We start from the raw sequence: 14,932 nt of genomic DNA on the forward strand, positions 1-14,932 counted from the left end.
TGGCGGACCGCAGTCGTAACCGCGCTGGCCATCGTTGAAAACACTACTGCAAGTGCGCCTATCAGTAATTTCTTCATTGGAAACGTCTCCGTTCATTGATCGAAATACTGTGAAAGCCAAACTGCAGCACAGTAACGTCAACTGTAGCTGAAAGAGCCCCTGCCATTGGGCGTGGCTTGAAAATATGGCCATTAGCCGCTATCTATACGCCCTGCGTTTAACCCGTTCTGTTACACCTCGTGAACCACCCGCGAGCAACGGCCGAGCATGGACAGGCGAAAAACCGGCTTTCAAACCGAGTAGGGCAAGCGAACGTCAAATGAGCGAAAAGAAACAGCAATTCAGAAATACGTGCATATTTTGCAAAGGTAATAAAACCTCAAACGAGCACATTTTCCCCCGTTGGTTAAGGCAGTTCATACCCATCGAACGGGGAAGCGACGATAAAAGCTACCATCGCACACTGGTCACAAAACAACCTATTGGGGGTGCATCAACAGAAGTTTTCCCAAAAAACACCAGCAACTCGGTATTGAGTACTCAGACCAAGAAAGTTTGTACAACTTGCAATAACCAATGGATGAGTAGATTAGAGACAGAAATGATGTCCCTCTATGAAAAACTACATCGTCAATCGCTCACCACCTTATCGATGGATGACCAACGAGCCCTCAGTACGTGGGCCATTTTACTGGCGATAAAATGGGACCTCACTGAAGTCAACACTTCAGGGTATTCAGAACGACACACGCATCATGTGTTCCAGCACAAGACCCCGCCACCTAACACGAGGATTTGGCTGGGCTACTGTGAAGACGGTCAAGTGGAAATCAGGCATAGGACAACGGTTTTGCTCAAGGCCAAACCGACACAGGCACATCCGATTAATGTTCGATCAACAGCGATAATGCTCGGCACCTTGGTGTTGCACATTCTTAGCCATGAAACGTCCAGTTATCCAATAATAGTGGATGCCAACAAACGCAACAAAAAAATGGTCTTGATATGGCCTACAACACAAGAACTTGTCATGGATCGATCAATGCTCGAAAAAGTCACATCCGAAAACCTGAAATCAATGTCTCACTTCCTAGGTATGCAGCACAGCTACCGACACGTTGTATCGCTTATTGCCTCACTGCCAGAACTTTATGCTCAAACATAACGTAACCTGACCTGTTGACATCCGCCCGCTAGGCCTACTTTCCAGTTTGGCCCAATGCTCGCATCAGCTCCTCTGCTTCCGACCCTGGCGGAAGGCGGAAACCGAACATTTCATCAGCGGCCAGAATCTCGCCCACCGCGTCGAGTAATTGCGCCTCGGTTGGCGAGTCACGCAGCAGCTTGTGTGCCGCCAGTAACAATTCGGCGCAAACGCCTTGGACACTCGCCGCATCGATCACGGCAAAAAGGATAAAACGCAAACGTATTTCGCGATCAGTGGGCCAAACCGTTTTTTGCTTACCCATGGTAGAGGCCTCAAGCTTTCGGAAAAATCCGAGGCTATTGATGGCTTGAGGGTGTTTCAAGCATCAGGAGGCAAGATAGGTCACTTCCTACAGAAGAAAGGGAAACACCGTACCAATCATCAAAGGAAGCCAGGCTTTATTGCACCGGCAGAAAGTTCATCAGCAATAGGCTCTGCGCGTAATTGAGACCGATGCGCCGGTAGCGTTCGTCAAGCATCTGGGTCAGCAAGTCGAGTCGCGCAACGATTTTGCCGAACTCCACCGCGAAGCTGAGGTTGCTGCCCTCCTCCGATATCTCGTTGGAGAACAACAGCAGCACGCCATTGGCATCCTGGCGCTTGCTCAGCAGCCAGGTGGCCTTCTCGATGTTGCGTGCGGCGTTGCTGACGAACTGCGGGTTGATCGAATCGGTGATGTAGAACTCGGTGCGCCCACCGTGGGCGGTCACGATCATGCTGCCGATGGCGTAGATAAATGCGCCGACGCGGTCGCCTTTGAACTCCGCACTCAGGGAATAACTCAGCGCCGCCAGGTCACGCCGATCACCCAGGGCCGGCAGCGATCGCCGCTGCTCGATGGCCTGGCGGATCTCGCGCGCAGCGGTGACCGCATCCGGATAGCCCGACTGACGCCATTGGCTAGGGTTACGCAGGTAGAGCTTGCTCATCAGCAGATACAGGCTTTGCAGGTTGTCGCGCATGCCAAGCGTGGCCATGCGGTCGACACTGGTCTGGAAGAACTCATCGGGCTTGCCGTTGCTGAACTGCTTGGCGATATCCCGCCCCTGTTGCTGGCTGCAACCGCCAGCGCAGAGCATCAACACGGCGGCCAGCAGCAAGGGCTGGCAACAGCGCGGAAGGTTGAAACGAAGAAACGTGCGATCCATCGGCACCCGATCTGATTCATCTGCCCACACGGGAAATCGGCAGGGCTGGGACAAGGATAGAGCGGAGAAATCTAAAAAAGTGCAGTGGACCCCGGCAGATAGTTGTAAGCAGAGACCACCGGGCAGGTGAATCGGCGCAATCGTGAAGGATTCGTTTCAGGGCCTATACTGAAGGCAACAGCGGCGTGTGTTGTTGGCGCATTTGCTCATAAGCAGCTGTATAGGAGGTGACGGCAATGAAACATCCAATTCGGGCGCAAATGGTTGTTCAGATGATTTGCCTGCTTTCGGTGGCTCAGCTTTTTTGCTGAAAACGTGTCACCGGTGTCAAATTCAGCCGTGGTTGCGGCGCTGGGAGGTATTGTCTGCAACCTCCTCAGCAACTGGCCCGCCCCCATTGGCCGGGCCAGAACGTGCAACTACAACAAGACCGTGGCCAGCATGCCTAGAGCCCCCAGGCAAAACCCGATCAGGGCACCCCGCCCGGGTACTTCATGGAACAGCGCCCAGATCACCACAGGCTCCAGCAGCAATAACGAGGTGATGGATACGACTGTCACCACCCAGATATCACCGACCGCACGATACCCCAGCCAGTAAGCCCCCAGCAGACACAGCCCGGCAAAACACATGACCACCACCGGCATGATGAACGCCTGCCATGAACCGTCGCCGGCCTGAGCCAGCCTGGCGGTGATTACCTCGCTGTAGATTGCACAAAACTCACCAACGACCATCAACCCTAGAGCAGAAACTCCGAGTAGTTCTTTGGACATATCAAAAACTCCTTCGTATTCAACGCACTGTTTTTCAACTCCCAGCGGGCGATGCCGTTGCCGAGGTTTTCGTTGCAGCGATACGAAGCAGCCTTGAACAGGCCTGAATTACCGAAGTGCTTTTGCATGCTCGTGTCCTTGAAAAGGGGGTGAATCCCAGCGACCGTAGAGGACGCCCGGCCTGATCATACGTTTGGTCAAGCGCTTTGAACAACCTGCGCAGGGCATCCAAAATTCACAAGACGCCTAGTCGACACTCGGCCTGTTCAGGCTATGATCGCCCCCTATGAACCAGAAGGCTGACTGCCCATGCCCGTTGACCTGGAAGCCCTCTATCCCAAACTGATCCACCTGATGCTGGATACAGTCTTCGTCGTCGACGGCGACAACCAGATTGTGTTCGTGAGCGATGCCTGTGAGGCACTGCTCGGCTACAGCGCCGATGAACTGGTGGGCACACCCATCACCCACTACATGCATCCTGACGACCTGGCACGCACCCGAGCCTCCATTGTCCGGGTCATGAACGGCCAACCCCATGTCGACTTCCGTAATCGTTATATCCGCAAAGATGGCAGCGTCGTGCACATCCTGTGGGCGGCGTTCTGGTCCGAAGAAGTGGGCGCGCGCATCGGTGTCGCACGGGACGTGACCGCACTCACCCAGGCCGAAGAGGAGCTGCGCTTCCTCGCCCACCATGACCCGCTGACAGCCCTCACCAACCGTTCGCTGTTCAATGCCCGGCTGGATGACGCCTTGCATACCGCACGGCTTCACAACCAGCCCCTGGCGCTGCTGTTCCTGGACATTAATGATTTCAAGGGCATCAACGATGTGCATGGCCACGCCATGGGCGACCGCCTGCTGTGCGTGATTGCACGACGACTGGAGCGCTGCGTACGCGAAAGCGACCTGGTGGCCCGGATGGGCGGGGATGAATTCACCGTACTGATGACCGACATCCCCTCACAGGATGCGGTGACCGGCAAGGTCGCGCACTTGCTCGCGGTAATGGCCGAGCCGCTGGGGCCGGAGTTTGGCGGGGTGAAAATGCCGTCCTGCAGTATCGGCGTGGCCTTCTATCCACGGAACGGGCTGGATGCCGACACGCTGTTGAGTCACGCGGATGGGGATATGTACCGGGTGAAAAGGCAGCGGTTTGCGACGGATTGAGACCGATCAACACCGCGCGCGCCGATTAAAAGCCAATGCCCCGACGTGTCGGGGCATTGGCTTGTGTAGTCATGGGATAATCAACCAGAAACGAACATCTTTTCAGAAGTTTCAACTGGCAAAAGATTCATCCCAACGTGGAATCATTATTTGGCTTGGCGAAGCACAAGCTCCGTCAAACGAGTCTTGACCCGGAAGCAGAACTCACGAATTTGAAATTGATAAGCCGGCATGACCATGTAGTTCAAATCAGGACCCAACGAGTCTTTGACTTCCATGTACTTAGCGGTCTTGGCAGCAATGGCCTGGTATTGCGCCTCGTATTTATCGTACGACGCTTTGTTGTACACCCTTAGAACATCCAGCTCTTTACGGCATTGCTCAGCGCGATTCTGGTTCAAGTTTGTTTCAGACTCTTCCTGAGCTGCCTCCTGGGAGACATGGATTGGGGCTACAGGACGTGGGTTCGCAGGTGCAGCCTCATACCGTACAGTGAAATTTTCTGGTGGTGTCGAAGGTGCGGCTTCAGCGGGTGCCTCATGGACGACGGCTGGAGGGGGAGTCTCTTTAGGTTTTTCTGGAGTTTTCGTAGCGCATCCCGAGAGAGCAAGACCTACCACTACAACGATGCCACACATTTTATTCATCGGTTTCACCAAGAGGTATTTGGGGTTGGCTGAGTCGTTAGGTTCTGGGTAAAAGTCATCACTCAATCAATGATAGAGCGTACATTTTCTACCAGACTCAAGGCGCTCAGCCGCTCTTCCTTGAGTGCGCAGGTGAGCAATAGTAGTAAAAAATCAAAGAGATGACGAGGAAAAGCTTGGCGGGAAGTGCACAAACCCAATGGGATAATGACTGTGCGGCTTTGCTTCTCTAAGTTCGACGACGCCCACATCACTCGGATGCCTGCACCCGGTAATTGGGCATGGTCTTCGTTGTGAATACTGCCGGTGTCGGTGAGGATCTCGGCTTGGAGTCATTCCCATACTTCGAGAGCCGGGGTTAGGCGAATGCCGAAGTCGGATAGGCCGGACAGCTCAAGCTGTGACGATGGAGGGTATGGCCTGTCCATAAGTTACCTTGAGCTTGAAATAGTGGCGCATTGCCGGTATTCATGGCGACTTCAAAAAGTAAGGACGCTGATACTCATGTCATTCGTCAAAGCCGGCTCACTCTTCGTATGCCTTTTGGGCGCTGCGTCGCTCAACGGATGCACCGTGGGCCCTCAAGCAACGTGGACCAACCTGGGCCCCGGTGGGATAGCAACCAAACGCAGCCAAATCGCCTGCTACACAGACGCAAACATCATCGACGGGAAGCGAGTGGAAGGCACATTATGCGCGTTTCCTACGTCCGGATTCCTGAGCGACGGCGAGCCAACCGTAATCGCAAGAATGGGCTATGGGCAGCAATACACTTTGGAATTCAGCAAGACGCTTGCGGGGTTTGAACTACCATTCGGCGACAAGAAGGGAGTTCTGAAATGCGAACCTATGAAGACTGAGCCTGGCAGGACAATACCTGAGAGCTTTTGCACTCTCACGGTCAACGGCCAGAAATTGGTCAGCGCTAAGATACTGTTTGGTGGCATGTGACAACCACCCGTGCCGCACTCACCTGCGGCACACCTAAATCTACACAGTCTTCAGTAGCCCGAAGCGGCTTACGCTCCCCACTGCTGGTTATAGGCCGCGACGTGCTCAGGAAAGACATCACCGTATGGTGGATACTCGATTCCTAGAACGCTCAACTCTATTGCGTCTTCCCCGCAATCAAACGAGTAGTCCGCAATGCACACACCGGCAGCCCGAATCGCCTCTCCGCCCACAATACGCACTGTAAAATTAAAATGTCTCTGATCACGCTGAGCAAAGGCTCTGACTTGCTCCTGGATAATGGAATATCCAGGAGCAGGAACAAATACGCCGAACGCCACCCCCATGGGCGGATCGCCGAGCTCTAAATCGGACCAACCGATAGGCTGCCCATTACTGAAAGCTTCGAATCGCAGCATGGAAATGACCTATCAGGCACTGCTAAATTTCCCGAAGAATAACGCATCAGCTTGATAGCGGGTATTCAGGACCGCGGGCGTGGTCACCACTCTGCATCATGGTTGCGAGTGCCCATGAACTGGTGGCAAGGAAGTATGCTGCGGTACCAACATCTCCCAAGCTGATGTAAAAAAGTACTATTGCCCTTGCAAGCCTTCACTGGATTCAGACCAACACATGCAGATCATCCGCACTGGAACGGTTTTAACTGGCGAATACGCTGGTTGGACAATAGAAATTCAGGATGACCGCGCAGGTGAAACGGGTGGTTATTACCTGTTCATGGTGCAGGACGAATCCAATGGTTTCGATTCTTGGTTTGAGCGCATAGAGCAGCTGCAGCAACAAATTTCAGAACTCGACGTTCGCTGGAATTAGCGTCTCACTCATGCGCTTTCCTTTTATCCCTCCCCTTCAACGTCAGCCGCTATAGCGGCAAGACCCAAGGTGGTATCGGAAATCATCGATATCGGCGACGCCAGCCTACTCCAGGGACACAGCGAGCAGGAGATCACCAACGGGTTTACAGAAGGATTGGCGCCACTGCCAAACCATCAAAATAGGCAAAGTTTCGGAACGCCTATCAAAAACCGGCGTTACCTACCCAAACCCCAGAAACACAAAAGCCCCGCTAGTGCGGGGCTTTTGTTTGAATCTTGGCGGGAAACCAGGGATTCGAACCCTGGAGACGCTATTAACGTCCGCCGGTTTTCAAGACCGGTGCATTCAACCACTCTGCCAATTTCCCTTGTGCATCACAGGATTATAGTAGCCTATCCCGTCTCAGCGGGCGCCATAATACCCGAATGAAACACACTGTCAAACTCTCGCCATAGCTTGTTACAGAGCGTCTGTTATGATCTTTGCGACTGAACGTTTCAAAACTGAAGGAGTGTCGCCATGCGCGAACAGAATTACGCAGTGAATGGTAACGCGCAGGCTGAGCAGCTTGAAGTCAGCCGCGTGTTGCGCAACACCTATGGCCTGCTCGCCCTTACCCTCGCATTCAGCGGCGTGATGGCGTTCGTGGCCCAGCAGATGCGCGTCGGCTACCCGAATATCTTTGTGGTGCTGATCGGCTTCTATGGCCTGTTCTTCCTCACCAACAAACTGCGCGACTCTGCGTGGGGCCTGGTGTCGGCATTTGCCCTGACCGGCTTCATGGGCTTTATCCTCGGCCCGATCCTCAACCGTTACCTCGGCATGGCCGGCGGCGCGGAAGTGGTCAGCTCGGCGTTTGCCATGACGGCGCTGGTGTTTGGTGGTCTGTCGGCCTACGTGCTGATCACCCGCAAGGACATGAGCTTCCTGGGCGGCTTCATCACCGCTGGTTTCTTCGTGTTGCTGGCGGCTGTGGTTGCGAGCATGTTCTTCCAGATCAGCGGGCTGCAACTGGCGATCAGCGCAGGTTTCGTGCTGTTCTCCTCGGTGTGCATCCTGTTCCAGACCAGCGCGATCATCCACGGTGGTGAGCGTAACTACATCATGGCGACCATCAGCCTGTATGTGTCGATCTACAACCTGTTCATCAGCCTGTTGCAGATCTTCGGCATCATGAGCCGCGACGACTGATTACTGGCTGCAATAAAAAATGCCCCGTATCGAAAGATGCGGGGCATTTTTGTTTTCAGAAGGTCAGTACTGGTTGGGTTCCATTTCCAGCTCGACCTTGAAGCGCTCCAGAATATCCAGCTGAATGCGCCGGGCCAGGTTGGCAATGTCGTGCCCCGAGGCACCGCCATAGTTGACCAGCACCAGCGCCTGCAGCGTGTGCACGCCGGCATCTCCTTCGCGGAAGCCCTTCCAGCCGGCCTTGTCGATCAGCCAGCCGGCTGCGAGCTTCATCTGCCCGTCAGGTTGCGGGTAAGCCACCAGGTCCGGATAAAGTGCCTGCAACTCGGCCGCCAGCACCTGGGACACCAACGGGTTCTTGAAGAAGCTGCCGGCATTGCCAAGTTCTGCCGGGTCCGGCAGTTTTTCGCGGCGGATGCTGCAGATGGCGCGGCTGACGTCGCTCGGCGTTGCCTCGCTGATCCCCTGCGCCGCCAGGCGCTGCTGGACGGGGCCGTAGTCGAGTTTCAAGTGACTGGCGCGGCTGAGGGCGAAGCGTACGCGCAGGATCAGCCAGCGTCCGGTCTCGTGCTTGAACAGGCTGTCACGGTAGGCAAAGTTGCATTCCTCCAGGCTGAAGTCGCGCAGTTCGCCGGAGTGGCGATCCATGGCGGTCAGGCCGGCGAATACATCCTTGATCTCGACACCGTAGGCACCGATGTTCTGCATGGGCGCGGCTCCGACGGTGCCGGGGATCAGGCTGAGGTTTTCCAGGCCGCAAAAGCCCTGTTCCAGGGTCCACAGCACAAAGGGGTGCCAGGCTTCTCCCGCCTCGGCCTCGACCACCACGTGCAGGCCATCGTCGTGCAGCACGCGGATGCCTTGGGTAGCCATGCGCAGCACCAGCGCCGGAATGTCCTGGGTCAGCAACAGGTTGCTACCACCGCCGATCACCAGCAGCGGCACATTGTGTGCGGTGGCATATGCCAGGGCCTCGCGCACATCGCTGTCGCTGTGGGCCTCGGCGAACAGCTGGGCACGTACGTCGATGCCGAAACTGTTGAACGGCTTGAGCGATACCTGCGCAAGCACCTGCAAGGTCATAACCGCCCCTTCAATTCGATCACCAATAAATCACAGGCCTGCTCGATCAGGTCCAGGACCCGTTCGAAGCCTTGTTCACCCTCGTAGTACGGGTCTGGCACTTCGTCCACTTCGGCATCGTAACGGCGCAGGAACAGGTCCAGCTCCGCCTTGCCCTGCCCCGGCTGCATGGCCTTGAGGTTGCGCAGATTGCTGTGGTCCATGGCCAGGATCAGGTCATAGCGCGCAAAGTCGGCGCGGAACACCTGCTGGGCACGCTGGGCCGACAGATCGTAGCCGCGCGCCAACGCCGCACGCTGGCTGCGCTGGTCCGGCGGGTTGCCGATATGCCACTCACCGGTGCCGGCGGACGCCACATCGACCTGCCCCGCCAGCCCCGCTTCGCGCAGTTTGTGGCGCAGCACGCCTTCTGCGGTGGGCGAGCGGCAGATGTTGCCCAGGCAGACAAACAGAACCTCCATCAGGCCCCCAGCAGGCGACGGACGCGCTCAAGGTCTTCCGGGGTGTCGACACCGGCCGGTGGCGCTTCCAGCGCATCGCCCACGTGGATGCGCACGCCGTGCCAGAGCGCCCGCAGTTGCTCCAGGGATTCGGTATTTTCCAGCCAGCACGGGCCCCAACTGACGAAGTCATGCAGGAAACCCGCGCGGTAGGCGTAGATGCCGATATGGCGACGGTAAGGCACGCCTTCCGGCAACACGTCCGGTTGCTTGGCGAAGGCGTCACGTGCCCACGGTAGGGTCGAACGGCTGAACGTCAGCGCCAGACCGTTGATATCGCTGACCACCTTGACCACATTCGGGTTGAACAGGGTCTCGATGTCTTCGATCGGCTCGGCCAGCGTCGCCATGCGCGCTTCGCCATGGGCGGCCAGGTTGGCGGCCACCTGGTCGATAACACCGGGTGGGATCAACGGTTCGTCACCTTGCACGTTGACCACGATGGCGTCGGGCGCCAGGCCGAGCTGTGTGGCGACTTCGGCCAGGCGGTCGGTGCCGGAGTTGTGGTCTTCGCGGGTCAGCACCGCCTCAGCGCCAAAGCCTTTGCAGGCCTCGATGATGCGCGGGTCATCGGTGGCCACCACCACACGCTCGGCGCTGCTTTTGCAAGCCTGTTCCCACACCAGCTGGATCATCGGCTTGTTGCCGATCAGTTGCAGCGGTTTGCCCGGCAGGCGGGTCGACGCATAACGGGAGGGAATGACAACGGTAAAGGCGGTGGTCATTTATCCAGGCGCTCATCGGTGGTCAGGGTACGGGCTTCGCTTTCCAGCATCACCGGGATGCCATCACGGATCGGGTACGCCAGGCCGGCGCCTTTGCTGATCAGCTCGGTTTTGTCGGCGCTGAGCTTGAGCGGGCCCTTGCAGATCGGGCAAGCGAGGATGTCGAGCAGTTTGGTGTCCATGAGTGTTTCCTGAAAAAAGCGGTTTAAGGCAAAAGACGGGCGGGCAACAGGCGCATCAGCTGCGTGTCGAACCAGGCGACGAACGCCGGCGACGGCAGCGCATCCACCGCAAGGTACCACCAGTCGGGCTGGGCAAAGGCGCGGCACTTCACCGCGTCCTTTTCGGTCATGACCAGCGGCAATGACGGCGTAAAATTCAGGACCTCGGCACTGTAGGGCGCGTGGTCGGCAAATGCATGGGGTATCGGCTGCCAGTGTAGCGTTTCAAGGGTGTTGAAGAAACGTTGCGGGTTGCCGATGCCGGCGACCGCATGCACCTGCTGGCCCGGCGCAAAATGATCCACCGGCCGGCGCTCGCCGGTTTGCAGGTTGACCAGTGCGGTGGGCTGCAAACGAAAGGCAAAGCCGTCCTCGCGGTCGCTGGCGGCGCCGTTGTACAGCAACGCATCGACACTCTGCAGGCGCTCCACCGGTTCGCGCAACGGCCCCGCCGGCAGGCAGCGACGGTTGCCCAGGCCACGGGCGGCGTCGATCAGCACCAGTTCAAGGTCACGGGCCAGGCGGTAATGCTGCAGGCCGTCATCGGAGAGGATCAGGTCCAGGGTTTCACTGGCCAGCAGCGCCTGGACCGCACGGCTGCGATCGGGGTCGATCATCAGCGGTACGCCGCAGCGCTGCACGATCAACAAAGGCTCGTCACCCGCCACCTCGGCGCTGTGGCTGGCCTCGACACGCCACGGCAACTGCGGTGGCTTGGCGCCATAACCGCGACTGACCACGCCGACGCGCAAGCCGCTGCGTTGACAATGTTCGATAAGCCACAGGATCAACGGCGTCTTGCCGGTACCACCCACGGTGATATTACCGACCACCACCACCGGCACCGGCGATTGATAGATCTCGCCCTCACCCGCCAGGAAGCGTGCGCGCTTGCGCTGCACCACCCGGCGATACAAAGACTCCAGCGGCCGCAACAACGCGAGTGCCGGATGGCCCTCATACCAGGCCTTGAGCAAACGATCGGACATGGCCATCAGGGTTGGCTCGCCGCCTCGACGGTGCTCATGCGCAAGTGGCTGAAACCGAGCTTGCCGGCCGCGTCCATCGCAGTGATCACGGCCTGGTGCTGGGTCTTGCCATCAGCGCTGATGGACAGCGGCAACTGCGTGTCGCCGCCGGACTCTTTCTGCAAGGCCTCCATCAGGCTGGCGAGGTCGTTTTTCTCCAGCAACTGGTTGTTCACCGAAAACACCCCGTCGGCGCTGATGGCGATGTCCAGTTGCTTGACTTGCTGGTCTTCGGCCGGCGAACCGCTCACGGCTTCCGGCAGGTCGACGCGCAGTTCGGTTTGCCGGGTGAAGGTGGTGGTGACGACAAAAAACAGCAGCAGGATAAACACCACGTCGATCAGCGACGCGAGGTTGATATCGACATTTTCCCGTTGCTTGCGGCGAAATTTCACGCTTTGCCCCCAACCAGGTCCACATCGCGGTCGCCCTGCACCACTTCCACCAACTTGATGGCTTCCTGCTCCATGCCCACCACCAGCTCATCGATGCGACGTTGCAGGAACCGGTGGAAGAACACCGAAGGAATACCCACCATCAGGCCGGCGGCCGTAGTGATCAGTGCCTTGGAGATACCACCGGCCAGCACGGCCGCATTGGTGGTCATGCCGGAGCCCATGAACGAACTGAAAATGTCGATCATGCCCAACACCGTGCCGAGCAAGCCGAGCAATGGCGCCATGGCGGCGATGGTGCCGAGGGCGTTGATGTAGCGCTCCAGTTCATGGATGACGCGGGCGGCGGCCTCTTCGATGCACTCCTTCATGATCTCGCGACCATGCTTGGAGTTGGCCAGGCCTGCGGCAAGGATCTCACCCAACGGGGAGTTGGCGCGCAGTTCCTTGAGTTTTTCCTTGTCCAGTTGCTTGTTCTTGATCCAGCCCCAGACCTGCCCCAGCAGATGCTCGGGGGTCACGCGGCTGGCGCGCAGGGTCCACAGGCGTTCGGCGACGATGCCGAGTGCGGCGATAGAGCTCATGATGATCGGCAACATCATCCAGCCGCCGGATTTGACCAATTCCCACACAGTGAATGTCCCCTCGAAAAAGTGCGCCACTTTACCATATAGGTGCGTCAGCCACAGACCCCATCGGCCGAGGCCTTGACCCCCTAGGGTAAGCGCTCGCGCCAGAACCTGCGTTGACTGCGCGCAACGACCGGTGGCGCGAATGCTCCCAGTTGCACACGCACGGCCCCCTGCTCTGCGCTGTCATACACCTGGCTGCCCAACCGTTGATAACGCTCCATCACCTGCGGATGCGGGTGGCCGAACGCATTGCCGCGCCCCCGCGAGATCAGCACATTGCGCGGAGAGAGCCGCTCGACAAACGCCCAGGACGAAGAGCTGCGACTGCCATGGTGGGGCGCCTGCAGCCACGCGGTGGGCACCGCCAGGGACGAAGCGAGCATGGCCTGTTCGGCGTCGCGGTCGATGTCGCCGGTCAGTAACAGGCGCTCGCCATTGGCCTGCACCTGCAAGACGCAGGACTTTGCATTGCCACTGATGGCGCCAGGCCACTGCCACAGTTCGAACGTTACCCCGTCCCAGGTCCATCGTTCGCCACTGACGCAGGGTTGCGTACCGATAAACGCCGGCAACCCATCGGTTTCTCCGCCCACCACACGCTTGATCGGTATGCCCTTGGCAATTGCCGCCGCACCACCGGCATGATCCGCGTCGGCGTGGCTGAGCAGCATGAGGTCCAATGCCCCGACCCCGAGCTTTCGCAACGACGGCAGCACCACCCGCGCGCCGAGATCAAAGGTTCCAGTGCGCGGTCCGGCGTCGTAAAGCAATGCATGATGGCGCGTGCGCAGAATCAGCGACTGCCCTTGCCCGACGTCCAACTGCACCACCTCCACCTGCCCGTGGGGCACCTGCTCTCGCGGGGGAAACACCGCCAGTAGCAACATCGGCCAGCCCAGCGTGCGAAAGGGCACGCCGTTGGGCAGCAGAAGCAACACGGCCCCCAACAGGCTCACCAGCCAATACCCCAAAGGTACTTGCGCCGGGATCCAGGCCGGCATGTGTCCGGCGAGCCACGCCAGCCCCTTGAACAAGCCATCCAGCGCGCCGCCCGCCAGCCACAGAAGACCTTCGCCAATATATGGCAATGGCAGTAATGCAGTCCCCGATAGCGTCAGCGGCAACACCACCAGGCTGATCCATGGCACAGCCACGAGGTTGGCCAGCGGTGCGCTCAGGCTGATGGGCAGTCCCAGCACCCACAACACCGGAAACAATCCAATGGCAATCAGCCACTGAGGTCGGGTCCATGCCTGCCACAGGCTCCACGGCCCCAACCGCCCACCAAACGCCAGAATCAGCACTGCCACCGCCGCAAACGACAGCCAGAACCCTGGCTGCAAACTGGCCAACGGTTCCAGCACCAACACACCATTGAGTGCCAGCAACAACGGCCACCATAGGCCCAGATGCCGGAAGCGCAGCCGCCACACCAACACCAACCCGACCATCACGCAGGCCCGCTGTACTGGCACGCCAAACCCTGCGAGCCAGCCGTAGCCCAACGCAGCGCTGAACGCCAGGCCACACGCCCAGGGCAACCACGGCCAGGTTCGCGGCCAGCAACCGTAGCGGGCCAAGCCGGCGATCAGCCCATAGATCAAACCCGCCAGCAAACCGATGTGCTGGCCGGAGATGACCAGCAGATGCACGGTGCCCGTATCCTGCAACACTTGCCAATCGGCAGTGGCCAGCCCTGAACCATCCCCCAGCACCAGGGCAACCAGGCCGGCTTCCCGACCTTGGGCGTCCACCGCCATAAGGCGCTGACGCACGCTGTCGCGCCAGGCATTGCGGGCCGGCGCCAGACGCTCGCCGTCCTTGACCGAGCCCGTGGCGCCGATGCGTTGGGCCAACAGCCAGGCTTCCTGATCAAACCCGTGGAAATTCAGCAACCCGGCCGGACGTTTGAGGGTAACCGCCAGGCGCCAACGTTCACCGCTGCGCACCGGCGGCCCGCCACGCCAGGACACGCGGATGCGTTTGGGTAAGCGGGCATTTCGCGACCGACTATCGGCCAGTTCGAAGCGCACACCCTCGCCCGTCTGTCGCGGCAACCCGATCACCCGCCCCTCCAGCCAGCGCGTCTGGCCGTCCAGTGCAGGTATCAGGCGATCATCCAATGCCCACTGTGCGCTGAGGCATGCCCAACTCAGCCCCAGCAGGAAAAACGCCAGTGGGTAGGTACGAAACGGCAACAACATCAACGCCAGCACCGGCGTGGCAATCAGCCATTCCATAGGCGGCAACACCGGCAAAAAGCGCAGGGCCAGCAACCCCAGCGCAAACGCGCACATCCCTGTCTTCATGAACCATCCTTTTCAAGTGATCCACTCAGTCTTAGCCGGATGCCCAGGGCGGCCTATGATGTTTTGTCACAAAGTCTGAATTTTCTGTTTATAGAATGCGGGCATA

At 58.5% G+C, this 14,932-nt stretch carries 19 protein-coding genes, 1 tRNA gene and 1 pseudogene; 5 read left to right on the top strand and 16 right to left on the bottom strand.

Going from position 1 to position 14,932, the window contains the following annotated elements; translation table 11 throughout:
• The first annotated feature begins 184 nt into the window (after positions 1-184).
• On the top strand, positions 185-1,165 hold the full coding sequence (locus tag M2497_RS18630; RefSeq protein WP_248482242.1) for a hypothetical protein: 981 nt from the start codon (positions 185-187) through the stop codon (positions 1,163-1,165).
• 34 nt (positions 1,166-1,199) lie between these two features.
• On the opposite strand, the gene M2497_RS18635 is transcribed toward M2497_RS18630, so the two are convergent.
• The 4 genes from M2497_RS18635 to M2497_RS18650 form a co-directional block, all read right to left on the bottom strand.
• Positions 1,200-1,469 carry a hypothetical protein gene (locus M2497_RS18635; protein WP_248482244.1) on the bottom strand — a complete coding sequence of 90 codons (270 nt, stop codon included), beginning with the start codon at positions 1,467-1,469 and terminating at the stop codon, positions 1,200-1,202.
• A 136-nt stretch (positions 1,470-1,605) separates the two neighbouring features.
• Complete coding sequence (locus M2497_RS18640) at positions 1,606-2,355, bottom strand: hypothetical protein (protein WP_248482246.1); 750 nt, start codon at positions 2,353-2,355, stop codon at positions 1,606-1,608.
• 419 nt (positions 2,356-2,774) lie between these two features.
• Positions 2,775-3,092, bottom strand: a complete 318-nt coding sequence (locus M2497_RS18645; protein WP_071493343.1) for a hypothetical protein — start codon at positions 3,090-3,092, stop codon at positions 2,775-2,777.
• 5 nt (positions 3,093-3,097) lie between these two features.
• Positions 3,098-3,259, bottom strand: coding sequence for a hypothetical protein (locus tag M2497_RS18650; protein WP_179030221.1), 162 nt, complete (start codon positions 3,257-3,259; stop codon positions 3,098-3,100).
• Between the two features lie 181 nt (positions 3,260-3,440).
• Between M2497_RS18650 and M2497_RS18655 the strand changes: the two genes are divergently transcribed.
• Positions 3,441-4,304 (top strand): GGDEF domain-containing protein, encoded by an 864-nt coding sequence (locus tag M2497_RS18655; RefSeq protein WP_058424031.1) that lies wholly within the window; start codon positions 3,441-3,443, stop codon positions 4,302-4,304.
• Positions 4,305-4,450: 146 nt separating this feature from the next.
• Here the strand turns inward: M2497_RS18655 and M2497_RS18660 are convergent, their stop codons facing one another.
• Positions 4,451-4,951 (bottom strand): hypothetical protein, encoded by a 501-nt coding sequence (locus tag M2497_RS18660; protein ID WP_248482248.1) that lies wholly within the window; start codon positions 4,949-4,951, stop codon positions 4,451-4,453.
• Positions 4,952-5,157: 206 nt separating this feature from the next.
• Positions 5,158-5,379: pseudogene (locus M2497_RS18665) on the bottom strand (hypothetical protein); the annotation flags it as partial.
• Positions 5,380-5,455: 76 nt separating this feature from the next.
• On the opposite strand from M2497_RS18665, the gene M2497_RS18670 reads away from it, so the two are divergent.
• A complete protein-coding gene (locus tag M2497_RS18670; protein ID WP_248482250.1) occupies positions 5,456-5,902 on the top strand; it encodes a hypothetical protein in 447 nt (148 codons plus the stop codon).
• A 68-nt stretch (positions 5,903-5,970) separates the two neighbouring features.
• Here the strand turns inward: M2497_RS18670 and M2497_RS18675 are convergent, their stop codons facing one another.
• Positions 5,971-6,321 carry a hypothetical protein gene (locus tag M2497_RS18675; protein ID WP_248482251.1) on the bottom strand — a complete coding sequence of 117 codons (351 nt, stop codon included), beginning with the start codon at positions 6,319-6,321 and terminating at the stop codon, positions 5,971-5,973.
• Positions 6,322-6,538: 217 nt separating this feature from the next.
• Between M2497_RS18675 and M2497_RS18680 the strand changes: the two genes are divergently transcribed.
• A complete protein-coding gene (locus tag M2497_RS18680; protein ID WP_248482253.1) occupies positions 6,539-6,739 on the top strand; it encodes a hypothetical protein in 201 nt (66 codons plus the stop codon).
• Between the two features lie 279 nt (positions 6,740-7,018).
• Here the strand turns inward: M2497_RS18680 and M2497_RS18685 are convergent.
• Positions 7,019-7,109, bottom strand: a tRNA-Ser gene (locus M2497_RS18685).
• Between the two features lie 152 nt (positions 7,110-7,261).
• Here M2497_RS18685 and M2497_RS18690 point away from each other — a divergent pair.
• Positions 7,262-7,933 carry a Bax inhibitor-1/YccA family protein gene (locus M2497_RS18690; protein ID WP_016977342.1) on the top strand — a complete coding sequence of 224 codons (672 nt, stop codon included), beginning with the start codon at positions 7,262-7,264 and terminating at the stop codon, positions 7,931-7,933.
• A 63-nt stretch (positions 7,934-7,996) separates the two neighbouring features.
• On the opposite strand, the gene murB is transcribed toward M2497_RS18690, so the two are convergent.
• From murB to M2497_RS18730, 8 genes are all read right to left on the bottom strand, one after another.
• Complete coding sequence (gene murB, locus M2497_RS18695; protein WP_248482255.1) at positions 7,997-9,016, bottom strand: UDP-N-acetylmuramate dehydrogenase; 1,020 nt, start codon at positions 9,014-9,016, stop codon at positions 7,997-7,999.
• The gene (locus M2497_RS18700) at positions 9,013-9,477 is read right to left on the bottom strand and encodes a low molecular weight protein-tyrosine-phosphatase (protein WP_248482257.1); all 465 of its coding nucleotides are present in this window, start codon (positions 9,475-9,477) and stop codon (positions 9,013-9,015) included. The genes murB and M2497_RS18700 overlap by 4 nt, the downstream gene beginning before the upstream one ends.
• A complete protein-coding gene (gene kdsB / locus M2497_RS18705) occupies positions 9,477-10,241 on the bottom strand; it encodes a 3-deoxy-manno-octulosonate cytidylyltransferase (RefSeq protein WP_058425434.1) in 765 nt (254 codons plus the stop codon). The genes M2497_RS18700 and kdsB overlap by 1 nt, the downstream gene beginning before the upstream one ends.
• A complete protein-coding gene (locus M2497_RS18710; RefSeq protein ID WP_003174668.1) occupies positions 10,238-10,423 on the bottom strand; it encodes a Trm112 family protein in 186 nt (61 codons plus the stop codon). The genes kdsB and M2497_RS18710 overlap by 4 nt, the downstream gene beginning before the upstream one ends.
• Positions 10,424-10,446: 23 nt before the next feature.
• Positions 10,447-11,457 carry a tetraacyldisaccharide 4'-kinase gene (gene lpxK / locus M2497_RS18715; protein ID WP_248482259.1) on the bottom strand — a complete coding sequence of 337 codons (1,011 nt, stop codon included), beginning with the start codon at positions 11,455-11,457 and terminating at the stop codon, positions 10,447-10,449.
• Positions 11,457-11,885 carry a biopolymer transporter ExbD gene (locus M2497_RS18720; RefSeq protein WP_058425436.1) on the bottom strand — a complete coding sequence of 143 codons (429 nt, stop codon included), beginning with the start codon at positions 11,883-11,885 and terminating at the stop codon, positions 11,457-11,459. The genes lpxK and M2497_RS18720 overlap by 1 nt, the downstream gene beginning before the upstream one ends.
• Positions 11,882-12,517 (bottom strand): MotA/TolQ/ExbB proton channel family protein, encoded by a 636-nt coding sequence (locus M2497_RS18725; protein ID WP_058425437.1) that lies wholly within the window; start codon positions 12,515-12,517, stop codon positions 11,882-11,884. The genes M2497_RS18720 and M2497_RS18725 overlap by 4 nt, the downstream gene beginning before the upstream one ends.
• 83 nt (positions 12,518-12,600) lie before the next feature.
• Entirely contained in the window at positions 12,601-14,826 is a 2,226-nt protein-coding gene (locus tag M2497_RS18730; protein ID WP_248482261.1) for a DNA internalization-related competence protein ComEC/Rec2, read from the bottom strand.
• Between the last annotated feature and the right edge of the window lie 106 nt (positions 14,827-14,932).

This window comes from Pseudomonas sp. CYM-20-01 (assembly GCF_023169845.1).
Lineage (GTDB): Bacteria > Pseudomonadota > Gammaproteobacteria > Pseudomonadales > Pseudomonadaceae > Aquipseudomonas > Aquipseudomonas azotoformans.

Excerpts from the sequence above, each read along its gene's own strand:
- M2497_RS18630 (WP_248482242.1), top strand. The coding sequence starts at position 185 with ATGGCCATTAGCCGCTATCTATACGCCCTGCGTTTAACCCGTTCTGTT.
- M2497_RS18635 (WP_248482244.1), bottom strand. The coding sequence starts at position 1,469 with ATGGGTAAGCAAAAAACGGTTTGGCCCACTGATCGCGAAATACGTTTG.
- M2497_RS18640 (WP_248482246.1), bottom strand. The coding sequence starts at position 2,355 with ATGGATCGCACGTTTCTTCGTTTCAACCTTCCGCGCTGTTGCCAGCCC.
- M2497_RS18645 (WP_071493343.1), bottom strand. The coding sequence starts at position 3,092 with ATGGTCGTTGGTGAGTTTTGTGCAATCTACAGCGAGGTAATCACCGCC.
- M2497_RS18650 (WP_179030221.1), bottom strand. The coding sequence starts at position 3,259 with ATGCAAAAGCACTTCGGTAATTCAGGCCTGTTCAAGGCTGCTTCGTAT.
- M2497_RS18655 (WP_058424031.1), top strand. The coding sequence starts at position 3,441 with ATGCCCGTTGACCTGGAAGCCCTCTATCCCAAACTGATCCACCTGATG.
- M2497_RS18660 (WP_248482248.1), bottom strand. The coding sequence starts at position 4,951 with ATGAATAAAATGTGTGGCATCGTTGTAGTGGTAGGTCTTGCTCTCTCG.
- M2497_RS18670 (WP_248482250.1), top strand. The coding sequence starts at position 5,456 with ATGTCATTCGTCAAAGCCGGCTCACTCTTCGTATGCCTTTTGGGCGCT.
- M2497_RS18675 (WP_248482251.1), bottom strand. The coding sequence starts at position 6,321 with ATGCTGCGATTCGAAGCTTTCAGTAATGGGCAGCCTATCGGTTGGTCC.
- M2497_RS18680 (WP_248482253.1), top strand. The coding sequence starts at position 6,539 with ATGCAGATCATCCGCACTGGAACGGTTTTAACTGGCGAATACGCTGGT.
- M2497_RS18690 (WP_016977342.1), top strand. The coding sequence starts at position 7,262 with ATGCGCGAACAGAATTACGCAGTGAATGGTAACGCGCAGGCTGAGCAG.
- murB (WP_248482255.1), bottom strand. The coding sequence starts at position 9,016 with ATGACCTTGCAGGTGCTTGCGCAGGTATCGCTCAAGCCGTTCAACAGT.
- M2497_RS18700 (WP_248482257.1), bottom strand. The coding sequence starts at position 9,477 with ATGGAGGTTCTGTTTGTCTGCCTGGGCAACATCTGCCGCTCGCCCACC.
- kdsB (WP_058425434.1), bottom strand. The coding sequence starts at position 10,241 with ATGACCACCGCCTTTACCGTTGTCATTCCCTCCCGTTATGCGTCGACC.
- M2497_RS18710 (WP_003174668.1), bottom strand. The coding sequence starts at position 10,423 with ATGGACACCAAACTGCTCGACATCCTCGCTTGCCCGATCTGCAAGGGC.
- lpxK (WP_248482259.1), bottom strand. The coding sequence starts at position 11,457 with ATGGCCATGTCCGATCGTTTGCTCAAGGCCTGGTATGAGGGCCATCCG.
- M2497_RS18730 (WP_248482261.1), bottom strand. The coding sequence starts at position 14,826 with ATGAAGACAGGGATGTGCGCGTTTGCGCTGGGGTTGCTGGCCCTGCGC.